This window comes from Pseudomonas sp. NPDC087346 (genome assembly GCF_044744235.1).
Lineage (GTDB): Bacteria > Pseudomonadota > Gammaproteobacteria > Pseudomonadales > Pseudomonadaceae > Aquipseudomonas.
In genome coordinates this window covers 78,361-101,251 of record NZ_JBIUXX010000011.1, presented here as the reverse complement: position 1 = coordinate 101,251, position 22,891 = coordinate 78,361, and the positions used below count along the sequence as shown (strand labels likewise).

Annotated in this window: 16 protein-coding genes and 1 pseudogene; 5 read left to right on the top strand and 12 right to left on the bottom strand. The window is 60.1% G+C overall.

Translation table 11 applies throughout. From position 1 onward, the window contains the following. Positions 1–42: 42 nt before the first annotated feature. From ACIOZM_RS09755 to ACIOZM_RS09745, 3 genes are read left to right on the top strand one after another with little or no spacing between them, the layout of a single operon-like run. Positions 43–1,299, top strand: coding sequence for a TolC family protein (locus tag ACIOZM_RS09755; protein ID WP_401212635.1), 1,257 nt, complete (start codon positions 43–45; stop codon positions 1,297–1,299). Continuing rightward, the gene (locus ACIOZM_RS09750; protein ID WP_401212633.1) at positions 1,296–2,570 is read left to right on the top strand and encodes an efflux RND transporter periplasmic adaptor subunit; all 1,275 of its coding nucleotides are present in this window, start codon (positions 1,296–1,298) and stop codon (positions 2,568–2,570) included. The genes ACIOZM_RS09755 and ACIOZM_RS09750 overlap by 4 nt, the downstream gene beginning before the upstream one ends. Continuing rightward, complete coding sequence (locus ACIOZM_RS09745; protein ID WP_401212631.1) at positions 2,567–5,695, top strand: efflux RND transporter permease subunit; 3,129 nt, start codon at positions 2,567–2,569, stop codon at positions 5,693–5,695. Before ACIOZM_RS09750 ends, ACIOZM_RS09745 begins: the two co-directional genes overlap by 4 nt. Positions 5,696–6,543: 848 nt before the next feature. Here ACIOZM_RS09745 and ACIOZM_RS09740 read toward each other — a convergent pair. The 4 genes from ACIOZM_RS09740 to ACIOZM_RS09725 all read right to left on the bottom strand — a co-directional run bounded on the left by ACIOZM_RS09740 (position 6,544) and on the right by ACIOZM_RS09725 (position 10,607). Next, complete coding sequence (locus ACIOZM_RS09740) at positions 6,544–6,738, bottom strand: PLDc N-terminal domain-containing protein (protein WP_401212628.1); 195 nt, start codon at positions 6,736–6,738, stop codon at positions 6,544–6,546. 294 nt (positions 6,739–7,032) lie between these two features. Further along, positions 7,033–7,416 (bottom strand): hypothetical protein, encoded by a 384-nt coding sequence (locus ACIOZM_RS09735; protein ID WP_401212626.1) that lies wholly within the window; start codon positions 7,414–7,416, stop codon positions 7,033–7,035. Positions 7,417–8,055: 639 nt separating this feature from the next. Continuing rightward, positions 8,056–9,234, bottom strand: coding sequence for a cystathionine gamma-synthase (locus ACIOZM_RS09730; protein WP_401212623.1), 1,179 nt, complete (start codon positions 9,232–9,234; stop codon positions 8,056–8,058). After that, positions 9,231–10,607 (bottom strand): pyridoxal-phosphate dependent enzyme, encoded by a 1,377-nt coding sequence (locus ACIOZM_RS09725; RefSeq protein ID WP_401212620.1) that lies wholly within the window; start codon positions 10,605–10,607, stop codon positions 9,231–9,233. The genes ACIOZM_RS09730 and ACIOZM_RS09725 overlap by 4 nt, the downstream gene beginning before the upstream one ends. 413 nt (positions 10,608–11,020) lie before the next feature. On the opposite strand from ACIOZM_RS09725, the gene metE reads away from it, so the two are divergent. After that, positions 11,021–13,309 carry a 5-methyltetrahydropteroyltriglutamate--homocysteine S-methyltransferase gene (gene metE / locus ACIOZM_RS09720; RefSeq protein WP_401212693.1) on the top strand — a complete coding sequence of 763 codons (2,289 nt, stop codon included), beginning with the start codon at positions 11,021–11,023 and terminating at the stop codon, positions 13,307–13,309. 389 nt (positions 13,310–13,698) lie between these two features. Here metE and ACIOZM_RS09715 read toward each other — a convergent pair whose 3' ends face one another. From ACIOZM_RS09715 to phnD, 8 genes and pseudogenes are all read right to left on the bottom strand, one after another. Further along, positions 13,699–14,634, bottom strand: a complete 936-nt coding sequence (locus ACIOZM_RS09715) for a Ppx/GppA family phosphatase (RefSeq protein ID WP_401212617.1) — start codon at positions 14,632–14,634, stop codon at positions 13,699–13,701. 321 nt (positions 14,635–14,955) lie between these two features. Beyond that, positions 14,956–15,783, bottom strand: a complete 828-nt coding sequence (phnX, locus tag ACIOZM_RS09710) for a phosphonoacetaldehyde hydrolase (RefSeq protein ID WP_401212614.1) — start codon at positions 15,781–15,783, stop codon at positions 14,956–14,958. Positions 15,784–15,857: 74 nt separating this feature from the next. Further along, complete coding sequence (locus ACIOZM_RS09705; protein WP_401212611.1) at positions 15,858–16,727, bottom strand: LysR substrate-binding domain-containing protein; 870 nt, start codon at positions 16,725–16,727, stop codon at positions 15,858–15,860. 10 nt (positions 16,728–16,737) lie between these two features. Further along, positions 16,738–18,032, bottom strand: a pseudogene (locus ACIOZM_RS09700) (MFS transporter). A gap of 133 nt (positions 18,033–18,165) precedes the next feature. Next, positions 18,166–19,257: an iron-containing alcohol dehydrogenase PsrA gene (gene psrA, locus ACIOZM_RS09695; protein ID WP_401212608.1), complete on the bottom strand. Its 1,092-nt coding sequence runs from the start codon at positions 19,255–19,257 to the stop codon at positions 18,166–18,168. A 133-nt stretch (positions 19,258–19,390) separates the two neighbouring features. Continuing rightward, positions 19,391–20,209, bottom strand: coding sequence for a phosphonate ABC transporter, permease protein PhnE (gene phnE / locus ACIOZM_RS09690; RefSeq protein WP_401212605.1), 819 nt, complete (start codon positions 20,207–20,209; stop codon positions 19,391–19,393). Positions 20,210–20,211: 2 nt separating this feature from the next. Further along, entirely contained in the window at positions 20,212–21,003 is a 792-nt protein-coding gene (gene phnC, locus ACIOZM_RS09685) for a phosphonate ABC transporter ATP-binding protein (protein WP_401212602.1), read from the bottom strand. Further along, the gene (gene phnD, locus ACIOZM_RS09680) at positions 21,000–21,866 is read right to left on the bottom strand and encodes a phosphonate ABC transporter substrate-binding protein (RefSeq protein ID WP_401212599.1); all 867 of its coding nucleotides are present in this window, start codon (positions 21,864–21,866) and stop codon (positions 21,000–21,002) included. The genes phnC and phnD overlap by 4 nt, the downstream gene beginning before the upstream one ends. 109 nt (positions 21,867–21,975) lie before the next feature. On the opposite strand from phnD, the gene ACIOZM_RS09675 reads away from it, so the two are divergent. Then, a complete protein-coding gene (locus ACIOZM_RS09675; protein ID WP_401212597.1) occupies positions 21,976–22,833 on the top strand; it encodes a LysR substrate-binding domain-containing protein in 858 nt (285 codons plus the stop codon). Positions 22,834–22,891 lie beyond the last annotated feature (58 nt).

The window sequence follows — 22,891 nt, the reverse complement described above, 5'->3', positions numbered from 1 at the left end:
GCCCGTTGGCTCGCGCAGTGGATGATCACAGGAATCGAACACATGAATTTCAAGTGCTATTGCACGGGCTGGCCGCTATGGGTCGGCCTGACGGCAAGCGTACTGGCGTTGCCGAGCCTCGCTGCACCGTTGACCCTCGACGAAGCCCTGCGACTGGCCGAAACCCGAGCGCCGTCGCTGGCCGCGCAGGATGCCGGCATTCAGGCGGCCTCCAGCGCGGCCATTCCCGCCGGGGAATTGCCTGACCCGAAGTTGTTGCTGGGTTTGCAGAACTATCCGATTGGTGGCCCGGATCGCTGGAGCGTCGATCAGGATTTCATGACCATGCAAATGGTCGGCATCCGCCAGGAAATGCCCAATAGCGACAAGCGCAAGGCGCGGGTTGACGTGGCTGCAGCCGGGGTTGATCGCGCTGTGGCGGAGCGTCAGGTGGAGCGCCTAAAAGTGCGTTTGGCTACCGCGCTGGCGTGGATCAGCCGTTATTCAGTGGAGCGTAAAAATGCGCTGTTTCAGGACTTCTATCAGGAGAATCGCCTGCTGAGCGATGTCGTCCGCGCGCAAATTGCCGGTGGCCGTGCGCAACCGGCTGATGCCGTGACACCCAAACAAGAGGCGGCGCAACTGGCCGAACAGCAGGATGAACTGCTGAGTCAGCAAGCCTCGACCCAAGCAGCCCTCAAACGCTGGATCGGCGCGGCTGCCGCAGATAAACCGGTCGGAAAGCTGCCCGACTGGCCGGTCACACCTGCGGATTATTCCCGTCATTTGCAACACCATCCCGAGCTGGCAGCCTTCGAACCGATGACCCGCGAAGCGCAAGCCAAAGTGCGTGAAGCCGAGGCGCAGAAGCGTTCCGACTGGAGCTGGGAACTTGACTATCAGCGCCGAGGCCGCGAGTTCGGCGACATGGTCAGCGTGCAGTTTTCCTGGGATCTGCCGCTGTTTCCCGAGACCCGACAGAACCCGGTGATAGCCGCCCGATACGCGCAACTCAACCAACTGGAGGCGCAGCGCGAAACGCTGTCACGTGAACACACCGAGCAACTGGAGGATCAACTGGCTGACTACCAGCGGCTTGATCGCTCGGTGCAGCGCAATCAGCAAACTCTGGTGCCACTGGCCAAGGAAAAAGTTGAGCTAAGCCTCGCCAGTTATCGCGCTGGCAAAGGCGATTTGAATGCTGTGGTCACCGCTCGACGCGAGCTGATCGAATCCCGCCTCAAACAGATCGATGTTGAAGAACAACGCGCGCTGACCAGTGCCCGTCTGCATTTCACCTATGGCGAGGTCGCACAATGAACGGCGCAATATTCAAAGGCGCGGCATTGACCGCGCTCTCGCTGGCCTTGGGCGCTGCCGGTGGTTACTGGCTGGCGCGACCGGCAATCAACACGATGCCGAATTCCATGCAGGAGCAGGGCGCCAAGGCCCCAAGCGAACGCGAGGCGCTGTACTGGTACGACCCGATGTTCCCGCAGCAGAAGTTCGACAAACCCGGAAAATCGCCCTTTATGGACATGCAACTGGTGCCGCGTTACGCCGATGGCCAGGCGAGCGGGGCGGCCATCAAGATTGATCCGGCACTCACGCAAAACCTCGGCATGCGCTTGTCGCCGGTCAGTCGTGGGCTGTCGGTGACGAGTCTGGATGCGGTGGGTGTGCTGGCTTTCAACGAGCGGGATCTGGCGGTTGTTCAGGCGCGTACGGCGGGATTCGTCGAACGGGTTTACGACCACGCGCCGGGGGATGTGCTCAAAGCCAACGCGCCGTTGGTGGATATTCTGGTACCAGAATGGTCGGCGGTTCAGGAAGAGTTTCTCGCCCTCAAACAGCATGGCGAAACGGGTTTGCTGGCGGCTGCACGTCAACGGCTGCAACTTGCCGGAATGCCTGCGGCGCTGATCGCCAAGGTTGAACGCAGCGGCAAAGTGCAATCGAACTTTACGGTCGTCACACCCATCGGTGGCGCTCTGTTGGAACTGGATGTGCGCGAAGGCATGACGCTGGCTGCCGGGCAAACACTGGCGCGGGTCAATGGCTTGAGCCGTGTCTGGCTCGATGTCGCGGTGCCAGAGGCGCAGGCCGGATCAATCGCACCGGGGCAAAAGGTGCAGGCGCGTTTTACCGCGCTACCGGGTGCGGTGATCCACGGCACGGTCAGCGCGATTCTGCCGCAAACCCGCGCAGACACTCGCACGTTCCAGGTACGCATCGAGCTGCCCAATCCGCAGGGCCAGCTCAGGCCGGGCATGAGCGCGCAGGTGAACCTTGAGCGCTCGACGCAACAGAGCGTGCTGTGGGTGCCCAGCGAAGCGGTGATTCGCACCGGTCGCCGCGCCTTGGTGATGCTCGCCGACGACGCTGGCCGTTATCGACCGGTCGAGGTGCAGACCGGATCGGACAACGACGGCAAGACCATTATTTTGCAGGGCCTGGAGGAGGGACAGCAGGTTGTCGCATCCGGGCAGTTCCTGCTCGATTCGGAGGCCAGCCTGAAAGGTCTGGTCGCCCGGCCTCTGGACAACATGAAGGATGCAGAGCCTGCGCAAAACAGCGGGGTTCAGCCATGATCGCCGCGTTGATTCGCTGGTCGGTGGGCAACCGCTTTCTGGTGCTGCTCGCCACCCTGTTTGTCACAGCGTGGGGCGTGTGGGCCGTGCAAAGCACTCCGATTGACGCGTTGCCGGATCTGTCGGATGTGCAAGTCATCATCCGCACGCCTTATGCGGGGCAGGCCCCGCAGATCGTCGAAAATCAGGTCACCTATCCACTGGCAACCACCATGCTTTCGGTACCGGGGGCGAAGACCGTTCGTGGTTATTCGTTCTTTGGCGACAGCTTTGTCTATGTGTTGTTCGAGGACGGGACGGACCTGTATTGGGCGCGCTCGCGGGTGCTGGAATACCTCAGTCAGGTGCAGAGCCGTTTGCCCGCCAATGCGCGGCCAGCGCTGGGCCCGGACGCGACCGGTGTCGGCTGGATCTATCAGTACGCACTGGTGGATCGCAGCGGCGGACATGACTTGGCGCAGTTGCGCGCCTTGCAGGACTGGTTCCTCAAGTTCGAGCTCAAGACCCTGCCCAACGTCGCCGAAGTCGCAAGTATCGGCGGCATGGTCAAGCAGTATCAGGTGCAACTCGATCCATTGAAAATGGCCAGCCTTGGCGTTACTCAGGCCGAGATCAGCAGTGCTATCGGCAAGGCCAATCAGGAAACCGGTGGCGCGGTGCTGGAAATGGCCGAAACCGAGTTCATGGTGCGGGCTTCCGGCTATTTGAAAAGCCTGGAGGACTTCCGCTCGATCCCGCTCAAACTCGCCGCTGGCGGTGTACCGGTCACGCTGGGTGATGTCGCGACGATTCAATTGGGCCCGGAAATGCGCCGGGGCATCAGCGAACTCGACGGCGAGGGTGAGGCGGTCGGCGGGGTGGTGATTCTGCGCAGCGGCAAGAATGCTCGCGAGACGATTGCCGCGGTCAAAGACAAGCTCGAACAACTGAAAACCAGCCTGCCGCCCGGGGTGGAAATCGTCACCACCTACGACCGCAGTCAACTGATCGACCGCGCTGTGACCAACCTCAGTCACAAGCTGCTCGAAGAGTTTCTGGTGGTGGCGCTGGTCTGCGCAGTGTTCCTCTGGCACCTGCGTTCGTCGCTGGTGGCGATCATCTCCTTGCCCGTCGGCATTCTGATTGCGTTCATCGTCATGCGTTATCAGGGGCTCAACGCCAACATCATGTCCCTGGGCGGCATCGCGATTGCCATCGGGGCGATGGTCGATGCGGCGGTGGTGATGATCGAGAACGCGCACAAAAGAATTGAGCAATGGCATGTGCTTCACCCGGGACAAACGTTGCAGGGTGAGCCGCACTGGAAGGTAGTCACCGAAGCGGCGGCGGAAGTCGGGCCGGCGCTGTTTTTCTGTCTGTTGATCATCACGCTGTCGTTCATTCCGGTGTTTACCTTGCAGGCGCAGGAAGGCCGATTGTTCGGGCCGCTGGCCTTCACCAAGACCTATGCCATGGCGGCGGCTGCCGGTCTGTCGGTGACGCTGATTCCGGTGTTGATGGGTTACTGGATTCGCGGGCATATCCCGAGTGAGCAACAGAATCCGCTCAATCGCTGGTTGATCCGCCTCTATCAACCGCTGCTCGATGCAGTGTTGCGACGACCGACAATCACCTTGGCCGTTGCTGCGTTGGTGTTCGTCAGTGCGTTGTGGCCGATCTCGCGTCTGGGCGGTGAGTTTCTGCCGCCACTGGACGAAGGGGATTTGCTGTACATGCCGTCGGCGCTGCCAGGACTGTCGGCGCAAAAGGCTGCGCAATTGCTGCAGCAAACTGACCGACTGATCAAAACCGTACCGGAGGTTGAGCATGTGTTCGGCAAGGCCGGACGCGCCGAAACCGCTACCGATCCGGCGCCGCTGGAGATGTTTGAAACGACCATCCGCTTCAAGCCTCACGAGCAATGGCGCCCGGGCATGACCCCGGAAAAACTGGTGCAGGAACTGGATCGGGTGGTGCAGGTGCCGGGGCTGACCAACATCTGGATTCCGCCGATCCGCAACCGCATCGACATGCTCGCCACCGGGATCAAGAGCCCGATTGGGGTGAAGGTTGCGGGAGCCAGCCTGAGCCAGATCGACGCGGTGACTCAGGCCGTCGAGCACGTCGCGAAAACCGTGCCTGGCGTCAGCTCGGCACTGGCCGAACGGCTCACTGGCGGGCGCTACATTGATGTCGATATCGACCGTAAGGCTGCTGCTCGTTATGGGCTGAATATTGCCGATGTGCAGTCCATCGTTTCCGGTGCCATCGGCGGCGAAAACGTCGGCGAAACCATCGAAGGGCTCGCACGATTCCCGATCAACCTGCGTTATCCCCGCGAGTGGCGCGACTCGGTCGGTGCGCTGGAGCAATTGCCGATCTACACGCCGCAGGGCAGCCAGATCACCTTGGGCACAGTGGCGCAGATCAGGATCAGCGAAGGCCCTCCGATGCTCAAAAGCGAGAACGCGCGGCTCTCGGGGTGGGTGTACATCGATGTGCGAGACCGCGATATCGCTTCAGTGGTGTCTGATTTGCGGCAAACGGTCAGTGAGAAGGTGAAATTGCAGCCTGGGATGAGCTTGAGTTATTCGGGGCAGTTCGAGTTTCTTGAGCGTGCGAACGCCAGGCTGAAGTGGGTAATTCCCGCGACGTTGCTGATCATTTTTGTGCTGTTGTATCTGACGTTCAGTCGACTTGATGAGGCGCTGCTGATCATGGCAACGTTGCCGTTTGCGCTGTCGGGTGGGGTCTGGTTTTTGTATCTGCTGGGCTTCAATCTGTCGGTGGCGACGGGTGTTGGCTTTATCGCGCTGGCCGGGGTCTCGGCGGAGTTCGGCGTGATCATGCTGCTGTATCTGAAAAACGCCTGGGCCGAGCGTGAGGCGTTCGGCGACCACAGTGAGCAAGGACTGACGGACGCTATTCGCGAGGGCGCAGTGCAGCGGGTTCGACCGAAAGCGATGACCGTGGCGGTGATTATCGCCGGGTTGCTGCCGATCCTGCTGGGCAGTGGCTCGGGCAGCGAAGTGATGAGCCGCATCGCCGCGCCCATGGTCGGCGGCATGGTCACCGCGCCATTGCTGTCGCTGCTGGTGATTCCTGCGGCATATCGTTTGATGCGCCGTCGGGGGTTAACGCGCTGAGATAAACATTCGCAGGCACGGCTGACGCCTACATGGCGCCCACCGCCACAGATGACATTGAAGGAACTCAATCCTGTGGCGAGGGGATTTATCCCCGTTGGGTTGCGTAGCGGCCCCAAATCCGGTGGCTGCGGGTTTTCTGATTTACCGCGTGCTCAGGGATTGCGACTGCTGCGCAGCCGAACGGGGATAAATCCCCTCACCACAAGGGTGCGGCGTTGTGGTGTCGTACAGAGTTGATCCAACAGGCAAAGCTGAATCCAAACGGTAGGAGCTGCGGCACGCTGCGATCTTGATTTTTTTAGAGGCGAGATCAAAAGATCGCAGCGTGCCGCAGCTCTTACATGGGGTTCATAGCCACAGATGAAATTGCAGGAACTCAATCCTGTGGCGAGGGGATTTATCCCCGTTGGGCTGCGAAGCGGCCCCAAATCCGGTGGCTGCGATTTTTCAGATGCACCGCGTGCTCAGGGATTGCGACTGCTGCGCAGCCGAACGGGGATAAATCCCCTCACCACAAGGGTGCGGCGTTGTGATGTCGCACAGAGTTGATCCAACAGGCAAAGCTGAATCCAAACGGTAGGAGCTGCGGCACGCTGCGATCTTTGATTTTTTAGAGGCGAGATCAAAAGATCGCAGCGTGCCGCAGCTCCTACATGGGGTTCATAGCCTCAGATGAAATTGAAGGAACTCAATCCTGTGGTGAGGGGATTTATCCCCGTTGGGCCGCGAAGCGGCCCCAAATCCGGTGGCTGCGATTTTTCAGATGCACCGCGTGCTCAGGGATTGCGACTGCTGCGCAGCCGGACGGGGATAAATCCCCTCGCCACAAGGGTGCAGTTTTGGGCTTAATCCTGGGTTACATGCTTCGGCCCGGCCAAGGCCCAGGCGATCAGGCCGAGCAGTGGCACAAACACGATGGCGACGATCCACACACCTTTGGTGCTGCCTTTGCCGGCGCTTTTGCGCACCCGGTTGATGGCCCACAATTCGATGATCACGAGAACGGTCGCGAGTACGACCCACATTGTTTCGATTTGCATAGGCTACCTCCTGATGGTCTATCAGTTAGGTCAGCATCGAAGCTCAAGGGTTCATTTTGATATTCGAAGGTCAACGTTGAATGAACGCCGAGCCTTGCCTATCGCTCTGTAAACAGCGACGAAAAACGGACGGCTCATGGGAGTCGTCCGTTTGCGTTGAAAGGGATTATTGAGGGCTGTTGAACTGGTCGGAATAGCTGCCCGTCATGAGTGCGGAGGCAACCCGGTCGGAACCGACGCCGGCCCGTGAATAGGCGAGACGGTTGGCTCCGGTTCGGTCTGCTCCGTCGGAAGCTAATGCGCCCGCGCCGACATGATCCGAACCATCGGAAGCCACGGCGCCAGCGCCAACATGATCCGCACCATCAGAAGCCACGGCACCTGCGCCAACATGATCGGCACCGTCAGAAGCCACGGTACCCGCGCCAACGTGATCCGCACCATCAGAAGCCACGGCACCTGCGCCAACATGATCCGCACCATCAGACGCCACGGCCCCAGCACCGACATGATCCGCACCATCAGAAGCCACGGCCCCAGCACCGACATGATCAGCACCATCGGAAGCCACGGCCCCAGCGCCAACATGATCCGAACCGTCCGAAGCCACAGCCCCAGCGCCAACATGATCCGCACCATCAGAAGCCACAGCCCCCGCACCCACATGATCTGCACCATCTGAAGCCACCGCTCGCGTCTCGGCTGCCCACACGGTCGGTATCATCACCGTCGTCGCGAGCGCCAGGACCACGCCTGACAAAAGCTTGTGTTTCATGATCTTCTCCATGACCCCTCGACCTTCAACGGGCGGCGCGGCGTGCGTCGCTGGTCAGGGTCAACCAGATTGGCATTTGGCACGGGCGCACGGTCGGGTGCGCGGGTGTCGACGGATTGCGTGACACGGCAAAAGCGAACTGAAAAAGTATAGATCGCCATTTCAGCGGCACGGCGGGCACCGGATCAAAGGGCATTAGGCGTTTGGATTACTTGGGAGGCATCGCTAAAAGGAATTCGGTCTAAAAACGTCAGTGCAGTGTTGGAGCGCTTTGCTAGGCTCAAAGGTGTAGGCGAAGACGCAGACTGATGCGCAAGCGGATAGCAAGGGCGCGTGGGGCGCGCTCCGAAGGGTACACGGTTAGAAAGATCTCCGCGCTGAGATCCAGCCCTTATGCCGTGTGAAGCAGCCGAGGCCGTACCTTTTTACTTTCGCCCGGTACTGTGAGAAGCCCGATAAACCTTGTAAGCCAGAGACCAGCACTGGCCGCCTACTCGAACACCAAAGCCCGCATTGTTGCGGGCTTTGTCGTTCGTGGCCGGTCAGATGGTCGCGAGGGCCCGCGCCAGATCGGCGCGCAGGTCTTCGAGGTCTTCGACACCCACCGACAGCCGCACCAGACTGTCGCTGATCCCCAGTTGCGCGCGGGTTTCTGGCGGAATGGTAGCGTGGGTCATGATCGCCGGATGCTCGATCAGGCTTTCGACGCCGCCAAGGCTTTCGGCGAGGGCGAAGATTTCGACGTTTTCCAGGAAGCGCCGGGCGCCCGCCAGATCACTGTTCAGATCAACCGAAATCATCCCGCCAAAACCGCGCATCTGCCGCTTGGCCAGCTCATGTTGCGGGTGCGACGCCAGGCCCGGGTAGTAGACGTGTTTGACCTGCGGCTGCTGCTCCAGCCACTGCGCCAGTGCCAGCGCATTGCTGCAATGACGCTCCATGCGCAGCGCCAGAGTTTTCACCCCGCGCAGGGTCAGGAACGCATCGAACGGCCCGGCAATCGCGCCAATCGCGTTTTGCAGGAAGCCGAGTTTTTCCGCCAGTTCGGCGTTCTGCCCGACCACGGCGATACCGCCGATCACGTCCGAATGCCCGTTCAGGTACTTGGTGGTCGAGTGCAGGACGATGTCGAAACCCAGCTCCAACGGACGCTGGATATAAGGGCTGGCGAAGGTGTTGTCGGCCACGGTGATGATCCCGCGAGCACGGCAGATGCGGGCGATGGCGGCGAGGTCCGACAGGCTCAGCAACGGGTTGGTCGGGGTCTCGACCATGACCATGCGCGTGTCGTCCTGCAGCGCTGCTTCAAACGCTGAAAGATCGGTCAAATCGACATAGCTGAAGCGATGCCCAGCGCTGCGTTGGCGCACCTTGTCGAACAGGCGAAAAGTGCCGCCATACAAGTCATTGCCGGAAATCACATGCGAGCCGGCATCGAGCAATTCCAGCACTGTGGAAATCGTCGCCAGCCCGGACGCAAAAGCAAAGGCTCGGGTGCCGCCCTCAAGATCCGCCACACAGCGCTCCAGCGCAAAACGCGTCGGGTTGTGCGAGCGGCCGTAGTCGAAACCCTTGTGCACGCCAGGGCTGTCTTGCAGATAGGTGGAGTTGGCGTAGATCGGTGGCATCAGCGCGCCGGTGGTCGGGTCCGGTTCCTGACCGGCATGGATCACGCGGGTGGCGAAGCCTTGGGCCGGGGCATTTTTGTCGTGCTGGCTCATGCGAGGGATCTCCGTAATTGGTTGAGCATGTCGACGCGGGTGATCAGGCCATGGAAGCCCGAAGCGTCGGCGATGATTGCCACGAGACCGCGGCTGAGTACGTTTTCCAGATCGGCAAGGGAAGCGCCGGGCGCAAGGGTTTGCAGCTTGTCGGTCATCACGCTGGCGACCGATTGGCTGAAGCGTGCAGCATCTTCGTGAACAGCCAAAAGAATGTCGGATTCGTCGATCACACCGACCAGTTGTTTGCCTTCAACCAGCACCGGAAGCTGCGAGACATCCGCCAGACGCATGCGTTGGAACGCCGTCAGCAGTGTGTCGTCAGGACCAACGCTGATCACCCGACCGTCCTCAAAACGCCGGGCGATCAGATCGCGCAGGTCGCCATATCCCTTGCGATGCAGCAGACCCTGATCGGTCATCCATTGATCGTTGTAAACCTTCGACAGATAGCGAGTGCCGGTATCGCAAACGAAGCTGACCACGCGTTTCGGCTCGGTCTGTTCGCGGCAATAACGCAGCGCGGCGGCGAGCAGGGTGCCGGTCGATGAACCGCCAAGAATGCCTTCGGCGCGCAGCAACTGACGGGCGTGGTCGAAGCTTTCTTCGTCGCTGATCGAGTAGGCGTGACGCACGCTGGAGAGGTCGGTGATCGATGGAATGAAATCCTCGCCGATACCTTCTACGGCCCATGATCCGGGCTTCGTCATATTGCCGCTGCGGCTGTACTCGGCCATCACCGAACCGACCGGATCGGCGAGGACCATTTCCAGATCCGGTTGCACGCGTTTGAAGAAACGCGTGAGACCGGTCAGCGTCCCGGCCGAACCGACGCCGACCACGATGGCGTCGAGGTCATGTTCGGTCTGCGCCCAGATCTCTGGTGCGGTGCTGCATTCGTGGGCCAGCGGGTTGGCCGGATTGTTGAACTGATCGGCGAAAAATGCGCCGGGTATATCCTTGGCCAAACGTGCGGCGACGTCCTGGTAATACTCGGGATGACCCTTGCCGACATCGGAGCGGGTGATGTGCACCTCAGCGCCCATGGCCTTCAAGTGCAGGACTTTTTCGGTGGACATTTTGTCCGGCACCACCAGCACCACGCGGTAGCCTTTGGCGCGACCGACCAGCGCCAGGCCGAGCCCGGTATTGCCGGCAGTGGCCTCGACGATAGTGCCGCCCGCTCGCAGGCGCCCATCGCGTTCGGCGGCATCGATCATCGCCAGACCAATGCGGTCCTTGATCGAACCACCGGGGTTTTGCGATTCAAGTTTGAGAAACAACGTGCAGGGGCCGGTATCGAAGCGGGTGACTTGAACCAGCGGAGTGTTGCCTATCAGCCCAAGTACCGCAGGGCGTGATTCCTTTGACATTTCTTCACCTCTTGATGGTGTTGATCGCGTTCCGTTCGCGGGGGAAAAGCTCGCCTGCAACATAGGCTCAGACATGTTCTGTCGCAACCTTTAGTCCGCCGCAAATACAGCCATTTCGATCTAACCATAGATCAAAAACAAAGCGCGTAAGGGACGGGTTTGAGCGGGTTTATATCGAGGCGTCATTGAGTATTCAAAGGGCGTCTTCATCGTCGCGAACAGCTTGATCTGCGCACGCTTTTCCTGCAGTGCAAACCGATCAATAACGCATGAATGGATTTTCGTTCGGGGACAATCAGCGATCATTTGAACATGAGTAAATCTCGCGACCATCAAGATTAAAATGAGTTTGTCTCACTCGTGTGCAAGTAACGACAATGGCCGCCATCAACAAGACTTTGGAGTTGTTTGTTATGGCACTGGCCCATTCCCTTGGATTTCCGCGCATCGGTCGCGACCGCGAACTGAAGAAAGCGCAAGAGGCGTTCTGGAAAGGAGAACTGAACGAGGCAGGCCTGCGTAAAGTCGGCAGCGAGTTGCGCAAGGCCCATTGGGATTTGCAGAAAAACGCTGGCATCGAGCTGCTGCCGGTCGGTGATTTCGCTTGGTACGACCAGGTGCTGACTCACTCGCTGATGTTCGGTGTGATCCCGGAGCGCTTCCGTCCGCATGACGGCAAAGCTTCCCTGCAAACCCTGTTCGGCATGGCGCGTGGCGTCAGCGACAGTTGCTGTGGCGGCGCGCACGCCCAGGAAATGACCAAGTGGTTCGACACCAATTATCACTACCTCGTCCCTGAGTTCAGCGCTGATCAGCAATTCCAACTCGGCTGGGAGCAACTCTTCGAAGAGGTCGAAGAGGCCCGCGCATTGGGGCACAACGTCAAGCCAGTGGTCATCGGCCCGCTGACTTACCTGTGGTTGGGCAAGGCCAAGGGCGCCGGGTTCGACAAGCTCGAACTGCTTGATCGCCTGCTGCCGCTGTACGGTGAAATCTTCCAGCGCCTCGCCGCTCAAGGCGTGGAGTGGGTGCAGATCGACGAGCCGATTCTGGTGCTCGACCTGCCGCAGGAATGGAAAAACGCCTTTGAGCGTGCCTACAACCAGATCCAGCGCGACCCGCTGAAGAAACTGGTCGCCACCTACTTCGGTGGTCTGGAAGAGAACCTTGGTCTGGCCGCGAATCTGCCGGTCGATGGCTTGCACATTGATCTGGTGCGTGCGCCGGAACAGTACCCGACCATTCTTGATCGTCTGCCGGCTTATAAAGTGCTGTCGCTGGGTGTGGTCAACGGCCGTAACGTCTGGCGTTGCGATCTGGAAAATGCCCTCGCCACTTTGCAGCATGCACATGAGCGTCTGGGTGATCGTCTGTGGGTCGCGCCGTCCTGCTCGTTGCTGCACAGCCCGGTGGATCTGGGGCGTGAAGACAAGCTCGATGCCGAGTTGAAGAGTTGGTTGGCGTTCGCCGTGCAGAAGTGCGAAGAAGTTGCCGTGCTGGCACAGGCAGTCAACCAACCTGAGGCGCCGAAAGTGCTGCGGGCACTGACTGAAAGCCGTTCGGTGCAAGCGGCTCGTGCTGCTTCGCCACGTATTCACAAACCTGTGGTGCAGGCGCGTGTTGCGGCGATCACCGCCAAGGACAGCCAGCGTCAGTCGCTGTTTGCCCAACGAATTGCCAAGCAGCGCGCCGGTCTCGATCTGCCGTTGTTCCCGACCACAACCATCGGATCGTTCCCGCAAACTGCTTCGATCCGTCTGGCGCGTCAGTCGTTCAAGCAGGGCAAGTTGAGCGAAGCGGAATACACCGAAGCGATGCATAGCGAGATCCGCCACGCGGTGGAAATCCAGGAGCGTCTTGGCCTCGATGTGCTGGTGCACGGTGAAGCCGAGCGTAACGACATGGTCGAGTACTTCGCCGAGCAACTGGACGGCTATGTGTTTACTCGTTTTGGCTGGGTGCAGAGTTACGGTTCGCGCTGCGTGAAACCGGCGGTGATCTTCGGCGACCTGAGCCGTCCGAAAGCCATGACCGTGGAGTGGATTCGCTATGCGCAAGGCCTGACCCATAAAGTCATGAAAGGCATGCTGACCGGGCCGGTGACCATGCTGATGTGGTCGTTCCCGCGTGAAGATGTTTCGCGTGAAGTGCAGGCGCGGCAACTGGCGCTGGCGATTCGCGACGAAGTGGTTGATCTGGAAGCTGCCGGGATCAAGATCGTGCAGATCGACGAAGCGGCATTCCGTGAAGGTCTGCCGTTACGTCAGGCGCAGTGGCAGCATTACCTGGACTGGGCGACTGAAGTGTTCCGGCTCTGCGCCTCGGGTGTGCGTGACGAAACCCAGATCCATACGCACATGTGCTACAGCGAATTCAACGACGTGATCGAGTCCATCGCGGCGATGGATGCGGACGTGATCACCATCGAAACCTCACGTTCGGACATGGAGTTGCTGGACGCCTTCGAAGCCTTCGCTTACCCGAACGAAATCGGCCCGGGCGTCTACGACATCCACTCGCCACGCGTGCCGGACGCCTCGGAAATGGCTAATTTGCTGCGCAAGGCTGCCAAACGAATTCCCGCCGAGCGCCTGTGGGTCAACCCGGATTGCGGCCTGAAAACCCGCGGCTGGCCGGAGACTGAAGCGGCGTTGGTGCACATGGTGACTGCGGCTCGTCAGTTGCGTAAAGAACTGGCCTGACGTATTAAAACTACATCACCAACCGGAGCACCCCACAGTGCTCCGGTTTTTTTGCATCTACACCCGATACCAAACCCCAACACAAAACCCTGTGGGAGCTGGCTTGCCAGCGATAGCGGTGGGTCAGCCAATACAGATTCAGCTTGTGCCGACGCCATCGCGAGCAGGCTCACTCCCACAGGGTTTGGCGGTGTGAACAAAGAAATCAGCTGCACCCCGGAACCCTGTGGGAGCTGGCTTGCCAGCGATAGCGGTGGGTCAGCCGGCACAGATTCAACCTGTGCCGACGCCATCGCGAGCAGGCTCACTCCTACAGGGTTTTGTGGTGTGAGCAAAGAAATCAGCTCCCACAAATTGTGCGGTGTGAACATGCACCTGAAGGTGTTGCCTTAATGTTTGGACATCAATCCATGCAGCACACCGAGCCTCAGCCCCGGCTCGGACGGCACCATCTGCGAAATCCCGAACACCTTGAACGCCGCGAGCATCAATACCAGACCACCCGGCAGGATGCTCTGGCGATGCGGTTGCAGGCCGGCGAGTTTCAGTTGCTGAACGTTATTCACTTTCAGCAGTAGCAACGACAAGCGCAACAACCCACCATAAGTAATGCCGTCCTGGCCGAAGTCGTTCAGTCGATTGGCCTTGAGCACTTTGGCGAGCATTCGCGCCGTGCCCGATGAGCCGATGGTCTGCTGCCAGCCCTGAGCACGATAGCGTCGGGCGACTTTCTCGAATTGCACAATCGCCACACGCTCGGCTTCCTGCAGCGCCGCTGCGCAAATATCGCCACCACGAAAGTAGCGGGCGCCGAGAGTGCCACTGCCGATGGCGATGCTTTCAGTCAGCAACGGTTGCGCCCCCTGACCCAGAATCAACTCGGTCGAACCGCCACCGATATCGACCACCAGCCGCATGTCCTCGGCGCTGGGAATGGTGTGAGCCACGCCGGCGTAGACCAACCGCGCCTCTTCATGTCCGGAAATGACATCGATGCTGAAGCCCAGATGACGCTCGGCACTGGCCAGAAACAGCTGCGCGTTGTCCGCCTCGCGCACTGCGCTGGTCGCCACGGCTCGCACACGTCCCGGCTCGAAACCGCGCAGCTTCTTGCCGAACCGCGCCAAGGCCTGCCAGCCGCGATCCAGTGCCAACGCATCCAGCGCGCCGCCGTCAAAGCCTTCGGCGAGACGAACCGGCTCACGCACGGTTTTCACTTCCTGAATCATGAAGCCTTTTCGGCTGCGCACCGACTGGCCGATCATCAGGCGAAACGCATTCGAACCCAGATCGATGGCGGCAAACAGCGAGGCGTCTTCTTTCATGGGAATCCTTGCGAAATCTTCCGTCGAAGGCTCAAGACGGTTTGCGAGGATTCTGCCGTTATCTTGATGACATCCTGATGACGGGGCGGGGGCGGTTCAATGAATTGTGGGCTGTCATGACACTGTCATTATCCGGCGCCAATACTGAGCCCAATACATCGCGTGTTCTCAAGTTTTTGCTGCCATATATGGCAGCTTTTTTTTGCCCGAAATTCCGTACATATCACCTGTAGGAGCTGCGGAACGCTGCGATCTTTTGATCTTCAAAGAACAGTCAAAAGATCGCAGCGTTCCGCAGCTCCTACAGGTTATCGGCGGTGTTTAGCAGCCTTGCGGGGTTTCACCACGGGCCAGGCGCGCGTTGATGTCCTCGATCACCTCCGGCAGATCGGCGATGGTATCGATCAGGTAATGCGGACGAGAAGGGGCGAACATCTTGCCGATTCGCGCCCGTTCTTCGGCGAGTCGATCCGACGGCAGCGCCTTGTACTGCTCGTAAGTCAGGCCAAGCGCATTGCCGGAGCAAGTCAGCGCCACGGTCCACATGCCCGCGCTGCGACCTTCGAGAATTCCCGGCCAGGTGTCATCGACCTTGACGCACGCCGCCACATCGTCGATGCCCAGCGCAATCACGTTGGCCAGCGCCTGCGCCGGATGAGGGCGACCATTGGGCACTTCATCGGTGGCGACGACATGGTCGGCGATGTAGCCGTTCTCCCGTGCCAGTTCGACAACCTTGGCCATCACCACTGCCGGATAACCTGAGCAGGAACCGATTTTCAGACCCTTGTCACGTAACGCTGCAATGGCTTCGAGGGCGCCGGGGATCAGTGCCGAATGCAGGGCGATTTTCTCGATTTGCAGCGGCATGAAGCGCTCGTAAATCGCTGTCACATCCTCGTCACTCGGCGAACGATCGAACGCCGCACGATAACGTTCGGCAATCTGCGGCAGGTTGCACAGCGTGCGGATGTGATCCCACTTGCCCATGCCCATCGGCCCGCGCGCTTCTTCCAGCGTGACCGCGACACCGAACTCGGCGAAGGCTTCGACAAAAATCTGCGTCGGCGCAAAGGAGCCGAAATCGACAACGGTGCCAGCCCAGTCGAGGATGGCGGCTTGCAGGTGAGTCGGTTGCTTGTACTGCATGGTCAATCTCCGTTTTCAGGTAAGCGTTGGCCGTCCCTCGGTCATGAGGTAGGGCGTTTGAACGTGGGTTTGCATCAGTTCATCGGTGGGGCCGAGTCGAACAGTTCGGCGATCACCGGGCGGTTTCTGCGGATGCCGAGGCAGCACAGGTGGTATTCGATGAAGAACGGGTGATCGACAAAAGTGATCGGTTTGGTGCCCGGGGTTTGCGCGTACTCGACGGCGGACACCAGACCGATACCGATGCCCTTGGCGATGGCATGCACAATGGCTTCGCGGCTGTTCAGCTGCATCACGCAATTAAGTTCGACGTCGAGGCGTTTGCAGGTTTCTTCCACCAGTTGTCGGGTGCGCGAACTCTGTTCACGCAGCACCCATTTTTCACTGCTGATCTGACTGACGTGGACTTGCTCGAGACTGGCCCACGGGTGGTCATCGCGTACCACGGCAATGATCGGATAGCGGTGATAGAGGTGCGTGTGAAAGCGCTGGTCGAACTCCGACAACGCGAGGATCGCCACGTCGATATCAAAATTGAACAGCCGCGCCAGGGTTTCCTTTTCCGAGGAGAACGAGGTTTCCAGTTCGATATCCGGGTGCCGCTGCATCAGCTCGTAAGTCAGGTTCATCGCAATTGGCGGCGACACCGCGCCGAGGCGCAGCATGCCGTTCTTACGCTGCTTGAAACTCTGCAGCAGTTGCACCGCTTCATCCTCCTGGCCGAAAAGCCCCTGAGTGATTGCGTATAGTTTGTGCCCGGCGGCGCTCATCTCGATGTAGCGTCCGCGCCGATGGAACAGTTCGACCGAGAAGGTTTTCTCCAGCGCGTTGACCTGCTCGCTAACGGTCGGCTGACCGACGCACAGATACTCGGCGGCGAGGGTGAAACTGCCGGTCTTGGCTACCGCATGAAACGAACGCAACCACTTGTGGTACTGGTACATGCAAGCCCCGTCAGCGTCGGATGAACATTGCCACCGCCGCGCTGCACAGGCAGGTGCTGGTGACCACAATGAAAATAAGAGACGTATTTGCGCTGGAGTCAAGCAGACGGCCGATCATAGGTTCGGCCAGACCGGCGAAAAGGTAGGACGAAAAGTTCATCACGCCAGTCGCGGTACCGGCCCGTTTGGCACCGACCAGGTCCGGGCACAGCGCCCAGAAACTCGATGCCGGGCCATAGACGAAGAAGCCGCAAAGGAACAACGCCACCAGACCGATCGAGCTGTGCGGCGGCAGGCTCCACATCCACAGGCTGGTCGCAGCGCCGAGCACCATGTAGAGCATGATCGCCAGATAACGCTTGGAGCCGAACAGCGTGTCCGATACCCAACCGTTGCTCAGCGCGCCGACCGCCATGCCGACGGGGAGGGCGACGGTGATCCATTTGGGATCGATCATGCTGTCGCCGCTTTTCCAGTTGGCGCCGAGAAAATGCACTGGCACCCAGACGATCAAGCCGTAGCGCGCGGCGTTCTGAAAGCCCAGCGACACGGCGGCGATGATCAGACGGGCGTTTTTCAGCACGGCTTTGTAGCGTTGCGCCGAGGTTTCGGCCTCGCCATAAGCGGCTTCCTGAAGTTTGTCGTCGGTATTCGCCACGCCGGTATCGGCCAGCGGTTCGAAGCCCATGTCCTGCGGCCGTTCACGGGCGACCAGATAGAAATGATCCCGCCGGCAAGCATCAGCAGCACTGGCAGGCGAAAGATCCAGCGCCATTCCAGTTGCAGCACTTCGAGTACGACGATGGAGGTGACGTACGACAGAATCGAGGCGCAACCGGCGGCGAAGGTATAGAAGCCGTAGACCTTGCCGCGCTCGCCGGCGCTCCACCAGTTGGAAATCAGCCGACTGCCCGGTGCCCAGCCCAACGCCTGGAAGTAACCGTTGACGCCCCACGGCAGAATCAGGCTGGTAAAACCGCCAGCAAAACTGGTGACCCAGTTGGCCGCACAGGACAGCACTGCACCGAGGGTCATGATGCGCCGGCCACCAAACTTGTCGGCGAGGTTGCCGTTGATCGCTTGGCCGATGGCATAGGCCCAGAGCATCGCGGCGGAGGCCCAGCCGAGAGTTTCCTTGCTCAAACCGAACTCGGCCTGAATTCCCGGAATGGCGAAACCGAAGGTCTGCCGGCCGGTGTAGAAAAACAGGTAACAGAACATCGCCGCCAGCAGCATTCGCCACTGGGCGACCCGAAACGAGGCAGTACGTACGGCGAGACCAGGCATGGTTTGGGCACGATTCATGATCTTTTCCTTATTGTTGTAGGTTCCCGCCGAATGTCGTCGGCGGGTGCACTCTTTCTCGGTGCGGCAGGAAATCACCGCAGCGTTTTACGCCGCTGGCTGTGCTTTGTCTGTTTGCGTTGGTTGGGTGGGTTCAGGCGGCTTGTGAACCGATGAAGTTCTTGCCGCGCGCGCCCTGCATGGCGAGGTGGATGATGTCTTCAGCATCCTTGGCCGACACGCCGTAGTCGGCAAACTCGGTCTTCACGCCAAGGCTGTGCAGGAACTCGCGCAATTGCTGCTGGGCCTTGGTCAGGTCTGTGCCGAAGATCCGCTGCAAGGTACGGTCGCGGGTGGCGTCATGCCCCCAGGCCAGGCCCAATACCAGCGGCAACGTGAAGGAGCAGGCAATGCCGTGGGGCAGGCCGTGGCGCAGGGTCATTTCATAAGAAATGGAATGCGCCAGCGCGGTTTTGGTATTGGAAAACGCCAGCCCGGCCTTGAGTGCCGCTAGCGCCATGCGCGTGCGCAACTCCTGGCTGGCGAGGTCTTGATGAAGTCGCGGCAGGCATTCGAGAATGTCTTCGATGGCCGAGATCGCGAAGGTGTCGGAGACCGGATTGGCGTTGACGTTCCAGATCGCTTCCAGTGCATGCGACAGCGCGTCAAGCCCGGTGGAGACGGTGACACTGGCCGGCACGGTGAGCATCAGTTGTGGATCGATGATCGCCACGCGCGGCCAGGTGCAATCCAGATGCAGCGAGTATTTCTTCTGGCTGGCGCTGTCCCAAATGGTCGCCCACGGCGTGACTTCGCTGCCGGTGCCTGCGGTGGTCGGTGCGGCGATCAGTTGTTTGCAGCGCGCCGGGGTGAACGGTTTGCCGGTGGCCAGCAGTGCGAGCAATTCGTCGAAACGAGCGGACTCGGTGCCGACAATCAACGCCTTGGCAGTGTCGATGGCGCTGCCGCCGCCGACAGCAAGCACCACGTCACAGGCGGCGGCATGCTCCCAGAAATGCTCATAAGTGCTGCGCAAGTGAGCGACATCGGGATTGGGCTGGACGTCTTCGAAAATGTAGACCAGACGTTCGCCCAGCAACGCTTGCAGGCGATCCACCAACCCCAGCCCACGGGCCTCGGGGAAGGTGACGAGCGCCACGGTTTGCTGCTCGGTAAGGCTGGCAAGTTCTTGCAGGCTGCCCCAGCCGAAACGGGTGTCGACGGGGTTCTGGAATCGGGCAGTCATGGTGGACCCTTCTTGTTGTTGTCGGTGTGGCGCCATACTCAGGCGCCGTCGACAACCGCTCAAATCGATAATTCGCAGGTTTGAATCGGCTGAGGCGATAACAAAATCCGCAGCCGTTTGACCGGTGTTGGAGCTAGTGCGCCGAACCGCTCTGGATCGCTGCCCGCAAGCGACTGGACACCGCGTCGGCGACGATCACCATGAAGGTGATGACGATGATGCAGGTGGCGGTTTCCTGATATTTGAACAGCTTGAGGCTGCTCACCAGTTCGAAACCGAGGCCGCCAGCACCAACCATTCCCAGCACCGTGGCCGAGCGCAGGTTGACTTCGAAGCGGTAAAGAATCACCGCAATCCACGCGGTGATGACTTGCGGCAGCACACCGAACACGATCACTTGCAATGGCCGCGCCCCGGTCGCCTGAAGGGCTTCAATCGGGCCTTGGTCGATCTCTTCGATGCTCTCGGCGAAGAACTTGCCGAGCATGCCCAGGCCATGCAGCGCCAGCGCCAACACGCCGGGGAAGGGGCCCAGACCTACCGCCGAAACAAAGATCAGCGCGAGGATCAGTTCATTGATGCTGCGGGTGAAGTTCAACGCCTGGCGAGTGGTGTGAAACACCCAGCGGTTGCGGCTCAGATTGCGTGCCGCGAGAAACGACAAGGGGATCGCCAGCAATACCCCGAGCAACGTGCCCCAGATGGCGATCTGCAAGGTTTCCACCGCTGGCGCCAGCAGACGCGGGAGGATGCTCAAATCCGGTGGAAAGGTGCGCGAAAGAAAGTCGCCAATCTGCGGCAGTCCCGCCGCCAGTTCGCCGAGGCTGAGTTGCGCGCCTTGTGCGCTCCAGTTCAGCATCCACAGCACGATCAGGACGATGGCGCCGCTGGTCAGCCAGCTGCGTGTGCCGCGGGGCCGGTCGCCGACCCACTGATAATTTTGCGATTGCATGCTCAGGCCCTCGAAGCGGCGCGGTAGGTCAGGGTGGGCGTCACGCTGGTTGCGGATGGCTCCGGGGACTGGCCCGGATAGATTCGGCCAAGATCCGCCTCGGTCATGCTTGAGGCTTTGCCGTCAAACACCAGACTGCCGTGGGCCAGACCGACCACGCGGTCGCCGAACTCGCGGGCGTATTCAACCTGATGCAGGTTGCACAGCACGGTGATCCCCAGTTCGCGGCTGGCATCGCGCAAATACTGCAAGACCAGCCGTGCGGTTTTCGGATCGAGGCTGGCGATCGGTTCGTCCGCCAGAATCACTTGCGGTCGTTGTGCCAGTGCGCGGGCAATGCCCACTCGTTGCTTCTGCCCGCCGGACAGTGAATCGGTGCGCTCGCCGGCCTTGTGCGCCAGTTCGACGCGCTCCAGACATTGCATGGCCAGCGCCACATCGTCACGGCGAAACAGCTGCAGAATCGAGGCGAGGGTGCCCACTGAACCGAGACGGCCGGTCAGCACATTTTTCAGCACGCTCAGGCGTGGCACAACGTTGTGATGCTGGAAGATCATCGCCACTTCACGGCGCAGAACACTGGTGTCCCGGCAGGCGAGAGCGTCGATGCCGGCCACTTTCAACGTGCCGCTATCGGCCTGGGCCAGACGATTGATGCAGCGCAGCAGCGTCGATTTACCCGCGCCGGACTGACCGAGCACCACAACGAATTCACCGGCAGCGACTTCAAGGTCAATGCCGCGCAATACCGGGTTGTCGCCGTAGTGTTTGGTCAGTTGGCGGATGCTGATCATTTCATGCTCCGCAAATCGAGATCGAGCACCTTGGCGGTCTCGCGCACCACGTCGTAAGCCGCGTCAGAGGTGGGCTGGAAACCGTCGAGCTGGCCTTGATCGCCCCACGGCACATCCTTGATCCCCGCCAGCGCGGCGGCGACTTTTTTCTTCAGTTCAGGATCGAGTGCTTTGCGCCAGACCATCGGTGATTCGGGAATCGGACGCGAACTCCAGACCACTTCGAAGTCATCCTGCTTCACCAGTCCTTTGGACACGGCGCTGGCAAAAATGCGGTCGGCCACGGCGGCGGCGTCGACCTTTTTGTTGGCTACAGCGAGGATGCTCGCGTCGTGGGAGCCGGAAAAAATCACCCGTTTGAACAATGTGTCCGGGGCAAAACCGGCCTGTTCCAGACCGGCCTTGGGGAACAGATGCCCGGACGCCGAACTTGGATCGACGAAGGCAAAGGTGTGGCCCTTGAGGTCGGCCAGGGTATGAATGCCGCTGTCCTTGCGCGCCAGGATCACGCTCTTGTAAGCGCTCTGACCGGTCTTTTTGGTGACCGCCACCGAGAATGCTTCGACGTCCGCCACCGAGGTCGCCAGAACATAAGAGAACGGCCCCAGATAGGCGACGTCGAGCTTGCCGGCGCGCAGGGCTTCGATGATGCCGTTGTAGTCGGTGGCGACAAATGGCACCACCGGCATGCCCAGTTTCTCCTGCAAATCATCCAGCACTTGTTTGCTCGACTCGATCATTGCCTGGGAGTCTTCGGAGGGAATCAGGCCAATGGTCAGTTTGTCTTTGGCCCAGACATGACTGGCGCCGAGGGCAAGCAAGGTCAGGCTGGCGGCACGCACAAACTTGTGAATTGTTTTCATGGCATTCCACGGGGTGGTTGGGAGTTGCCACAGGCTAGGTCTGTCACGTGACAGTCATTCAATCAATTCAATATGCGAAACAGCGGTTAACTATTGATGGAGTCTATGGATGTCGAGCGCCAAACTGCGTGCGTTTCTGGCGGTCGCCCGTCATGGCAGCTTCAGTGCCGGGGCACGGGCCTGCGGGCTGAGTCAGCCGACCTTGACCACTCAGGTGCAAAGCCTGGAGCGTCAGCACAATGTCGAGTTGTTCCACCGCCGAGGGCGGCGCATTGAGCTGTCGGATGTCGGGCGGCAATTGCTGCCGATTGCGCAACGCATCGCCTTGCTGGAGCTGGAGGCGCATAACCTGCTGCGTGACTCCGGGCGGCTCGACAGTGGCCAGCTCAAGCTCGGTGCGGTGGGGCCGTTTCATGTGATCGAAATGGTCGACAGCTACCTGCAACAGTATCCAAACATCGATGTGTCGATCCGGGTCGGCAACTCGGCGCAAGTGCTGTCGGATCTGGAAAACTACGTGACCGACATCGCGGTGCTCGCGGGGCGGCAGGATGATCCGGCGCTGTCTGCGGTGCGTTATGCGCGACACGCGATCATTCTGTTTGCCCACCACGAGCATCCGTTGGCCAACCGTGGCAGCGTGCGGCTGGAGGAGCTGGAAGGGCAGCGTTTGCTGCAACGCGAGCCGGGTTCGACCACGCGGCTGGTGCTGGAACAGGCGCTGAACGCCGCGCAGGTCAAACCGCGTATCGCCATGGAAATCGGCAGTCGCGAGGCGCTGCGTGAAGCGGTGGTACGCGGTTTGGGGTTGGGTGTGGTTTCCGAGGCGGAGTTCATCGCCGACCCGAAAATCCGCACCATCCGCATCGAAGGCGAGACGCTTTACACCGAGACTTATCTGTATTGCCTGGCCGAGCGTCGGTCGAGTCGACTGATCTCTTCGTTTTTCGATGCGGCGTTGGGCTGATTTGCAATTCTTCGTCAGGCTTGGCTAATATACGAACCATATACATTTCATATCGGAT

What these genes read in the sequence shown, in the direction of transcription:
- ACIOZM_RS09755 (WP_401212635.1), top strand. Translation starts at nt 43, where the DNA reads ATGAATTTCAAGTGCTATTGCACGGGCTGGCCGCTATGGGTCGGCCTG.
- ACIOZM_RS09750 (WP_401212633.1), top strand. Translation starts at nt 1,296, where the DNA reads ATGAACGGCGCAATATTCAAAGGCGCGGCATTGACCGCGCTCTCGCTG.
- ACIOZM_RS09745 (WP_401212631.1), top strand. Translation starts at nt 2,567, where the DNA reads ATGATCGCCGCGTTGATTCGCTGGTCGGTGGGCAACCGCTTTCTGGTG.
- ACIOZM_RS09740 (WP_401212628.1), bottom strand. Translation starts at nt 6,738, where the DNA reads ATGCAAATCGAAACAATGTGGGTCGTACTCGCGACCGTTCTCGTGATC.
- ACIOZM_RS09735 (WP_401212626.1), bottom strand. Translation starts at nt 7,416, where the DNA reads ATGGTGCAGATCATGTGGGTGCGGGGGCTGTGGCTTCTGATGGTGCGG.
- ACIOZM_RS09730 (WP_401212623.1), bottom strand. Translation starts at nt 9,234, where the DNA reads ATGAGCCAGCACGACAAAAATGCCCCGGCCCAAGGCTTCGCCACCCGC.
- ACIOZM_RS09725 (WP_401212620.1), bottom strand. Translation starts at nt 10,607, where the DNA reads ATGTCAAAGGAATCACGCCCTGCGGTACTTGGGCTGATAGGCAACACT.
- metE (WP_401212693.1), top strand. Translation starts at nt 11,021, where the DNA reads ATGGCACTGGCCCATTCCCTTGGATTTCCGCGCATCGGTCGCGACCGC.
- ACIOZM_RS09715 (WP_401212617.1), bottom strand. Translation starts at nt 14,634, where the DNA reads ATGAAAGAAGACGCCTCGCTGTTTGCCGCCATCGATCTGGGTTCGAAT.
- phnX (WP_401212614.1), bottom strand. Translation starts at nt 15,783, where the DNA reads ATGCAGTACAAGCAACCGACTCACCTGCAAGCCGCCATCCTCGACTGG.
- ACIOZM_RS09705 (WP_401212611.1), bottom strand. Translation starts at nt 16,727, where the DNA reads ATGTACCAGTACCACAAGTGGTTGCGTTCGTTTCATGCGGTAGCCAAG.
- psrA (WP_401212608.1), bottom strand. Translation starts at nt 19,257, where the DNA reads ATGACTGCCCGATTCCAGAACCCCGTCGACACCCGTTTCGGCTGGGGC.
- phnE (WP_401212605.1), bottom strand. Translation starts at nt 20,209, where the DNA reads ATGCAATCGCAAAATTATCAGTGGGTCGGCGACCGGCCCCGCGGCACA.
- phnC (WP_401212602.1), bottom strand. Translation starts at nt 21,003, where the DNA reads ATGATCAGCATCCGCCAACTGACCAAACACTACGGCGACAACCCGGTA.
- phnD (WP_401212599.1), bottom strand. Translation starts at nt 21,866, where the DNA reads ATGAAAACAATTCACAAGTTTGTGCGTGCCGCCAGCCTGACCTTGCTT.
- ACIOZM_RS09675 (WP_401212597.1), top strand. Translation starts at nt 21,976, where the DNA reads ATGTCGAGCGCCAAACTGCGTGCGTTTCTGGCGGTCGCCCGTCATGGC.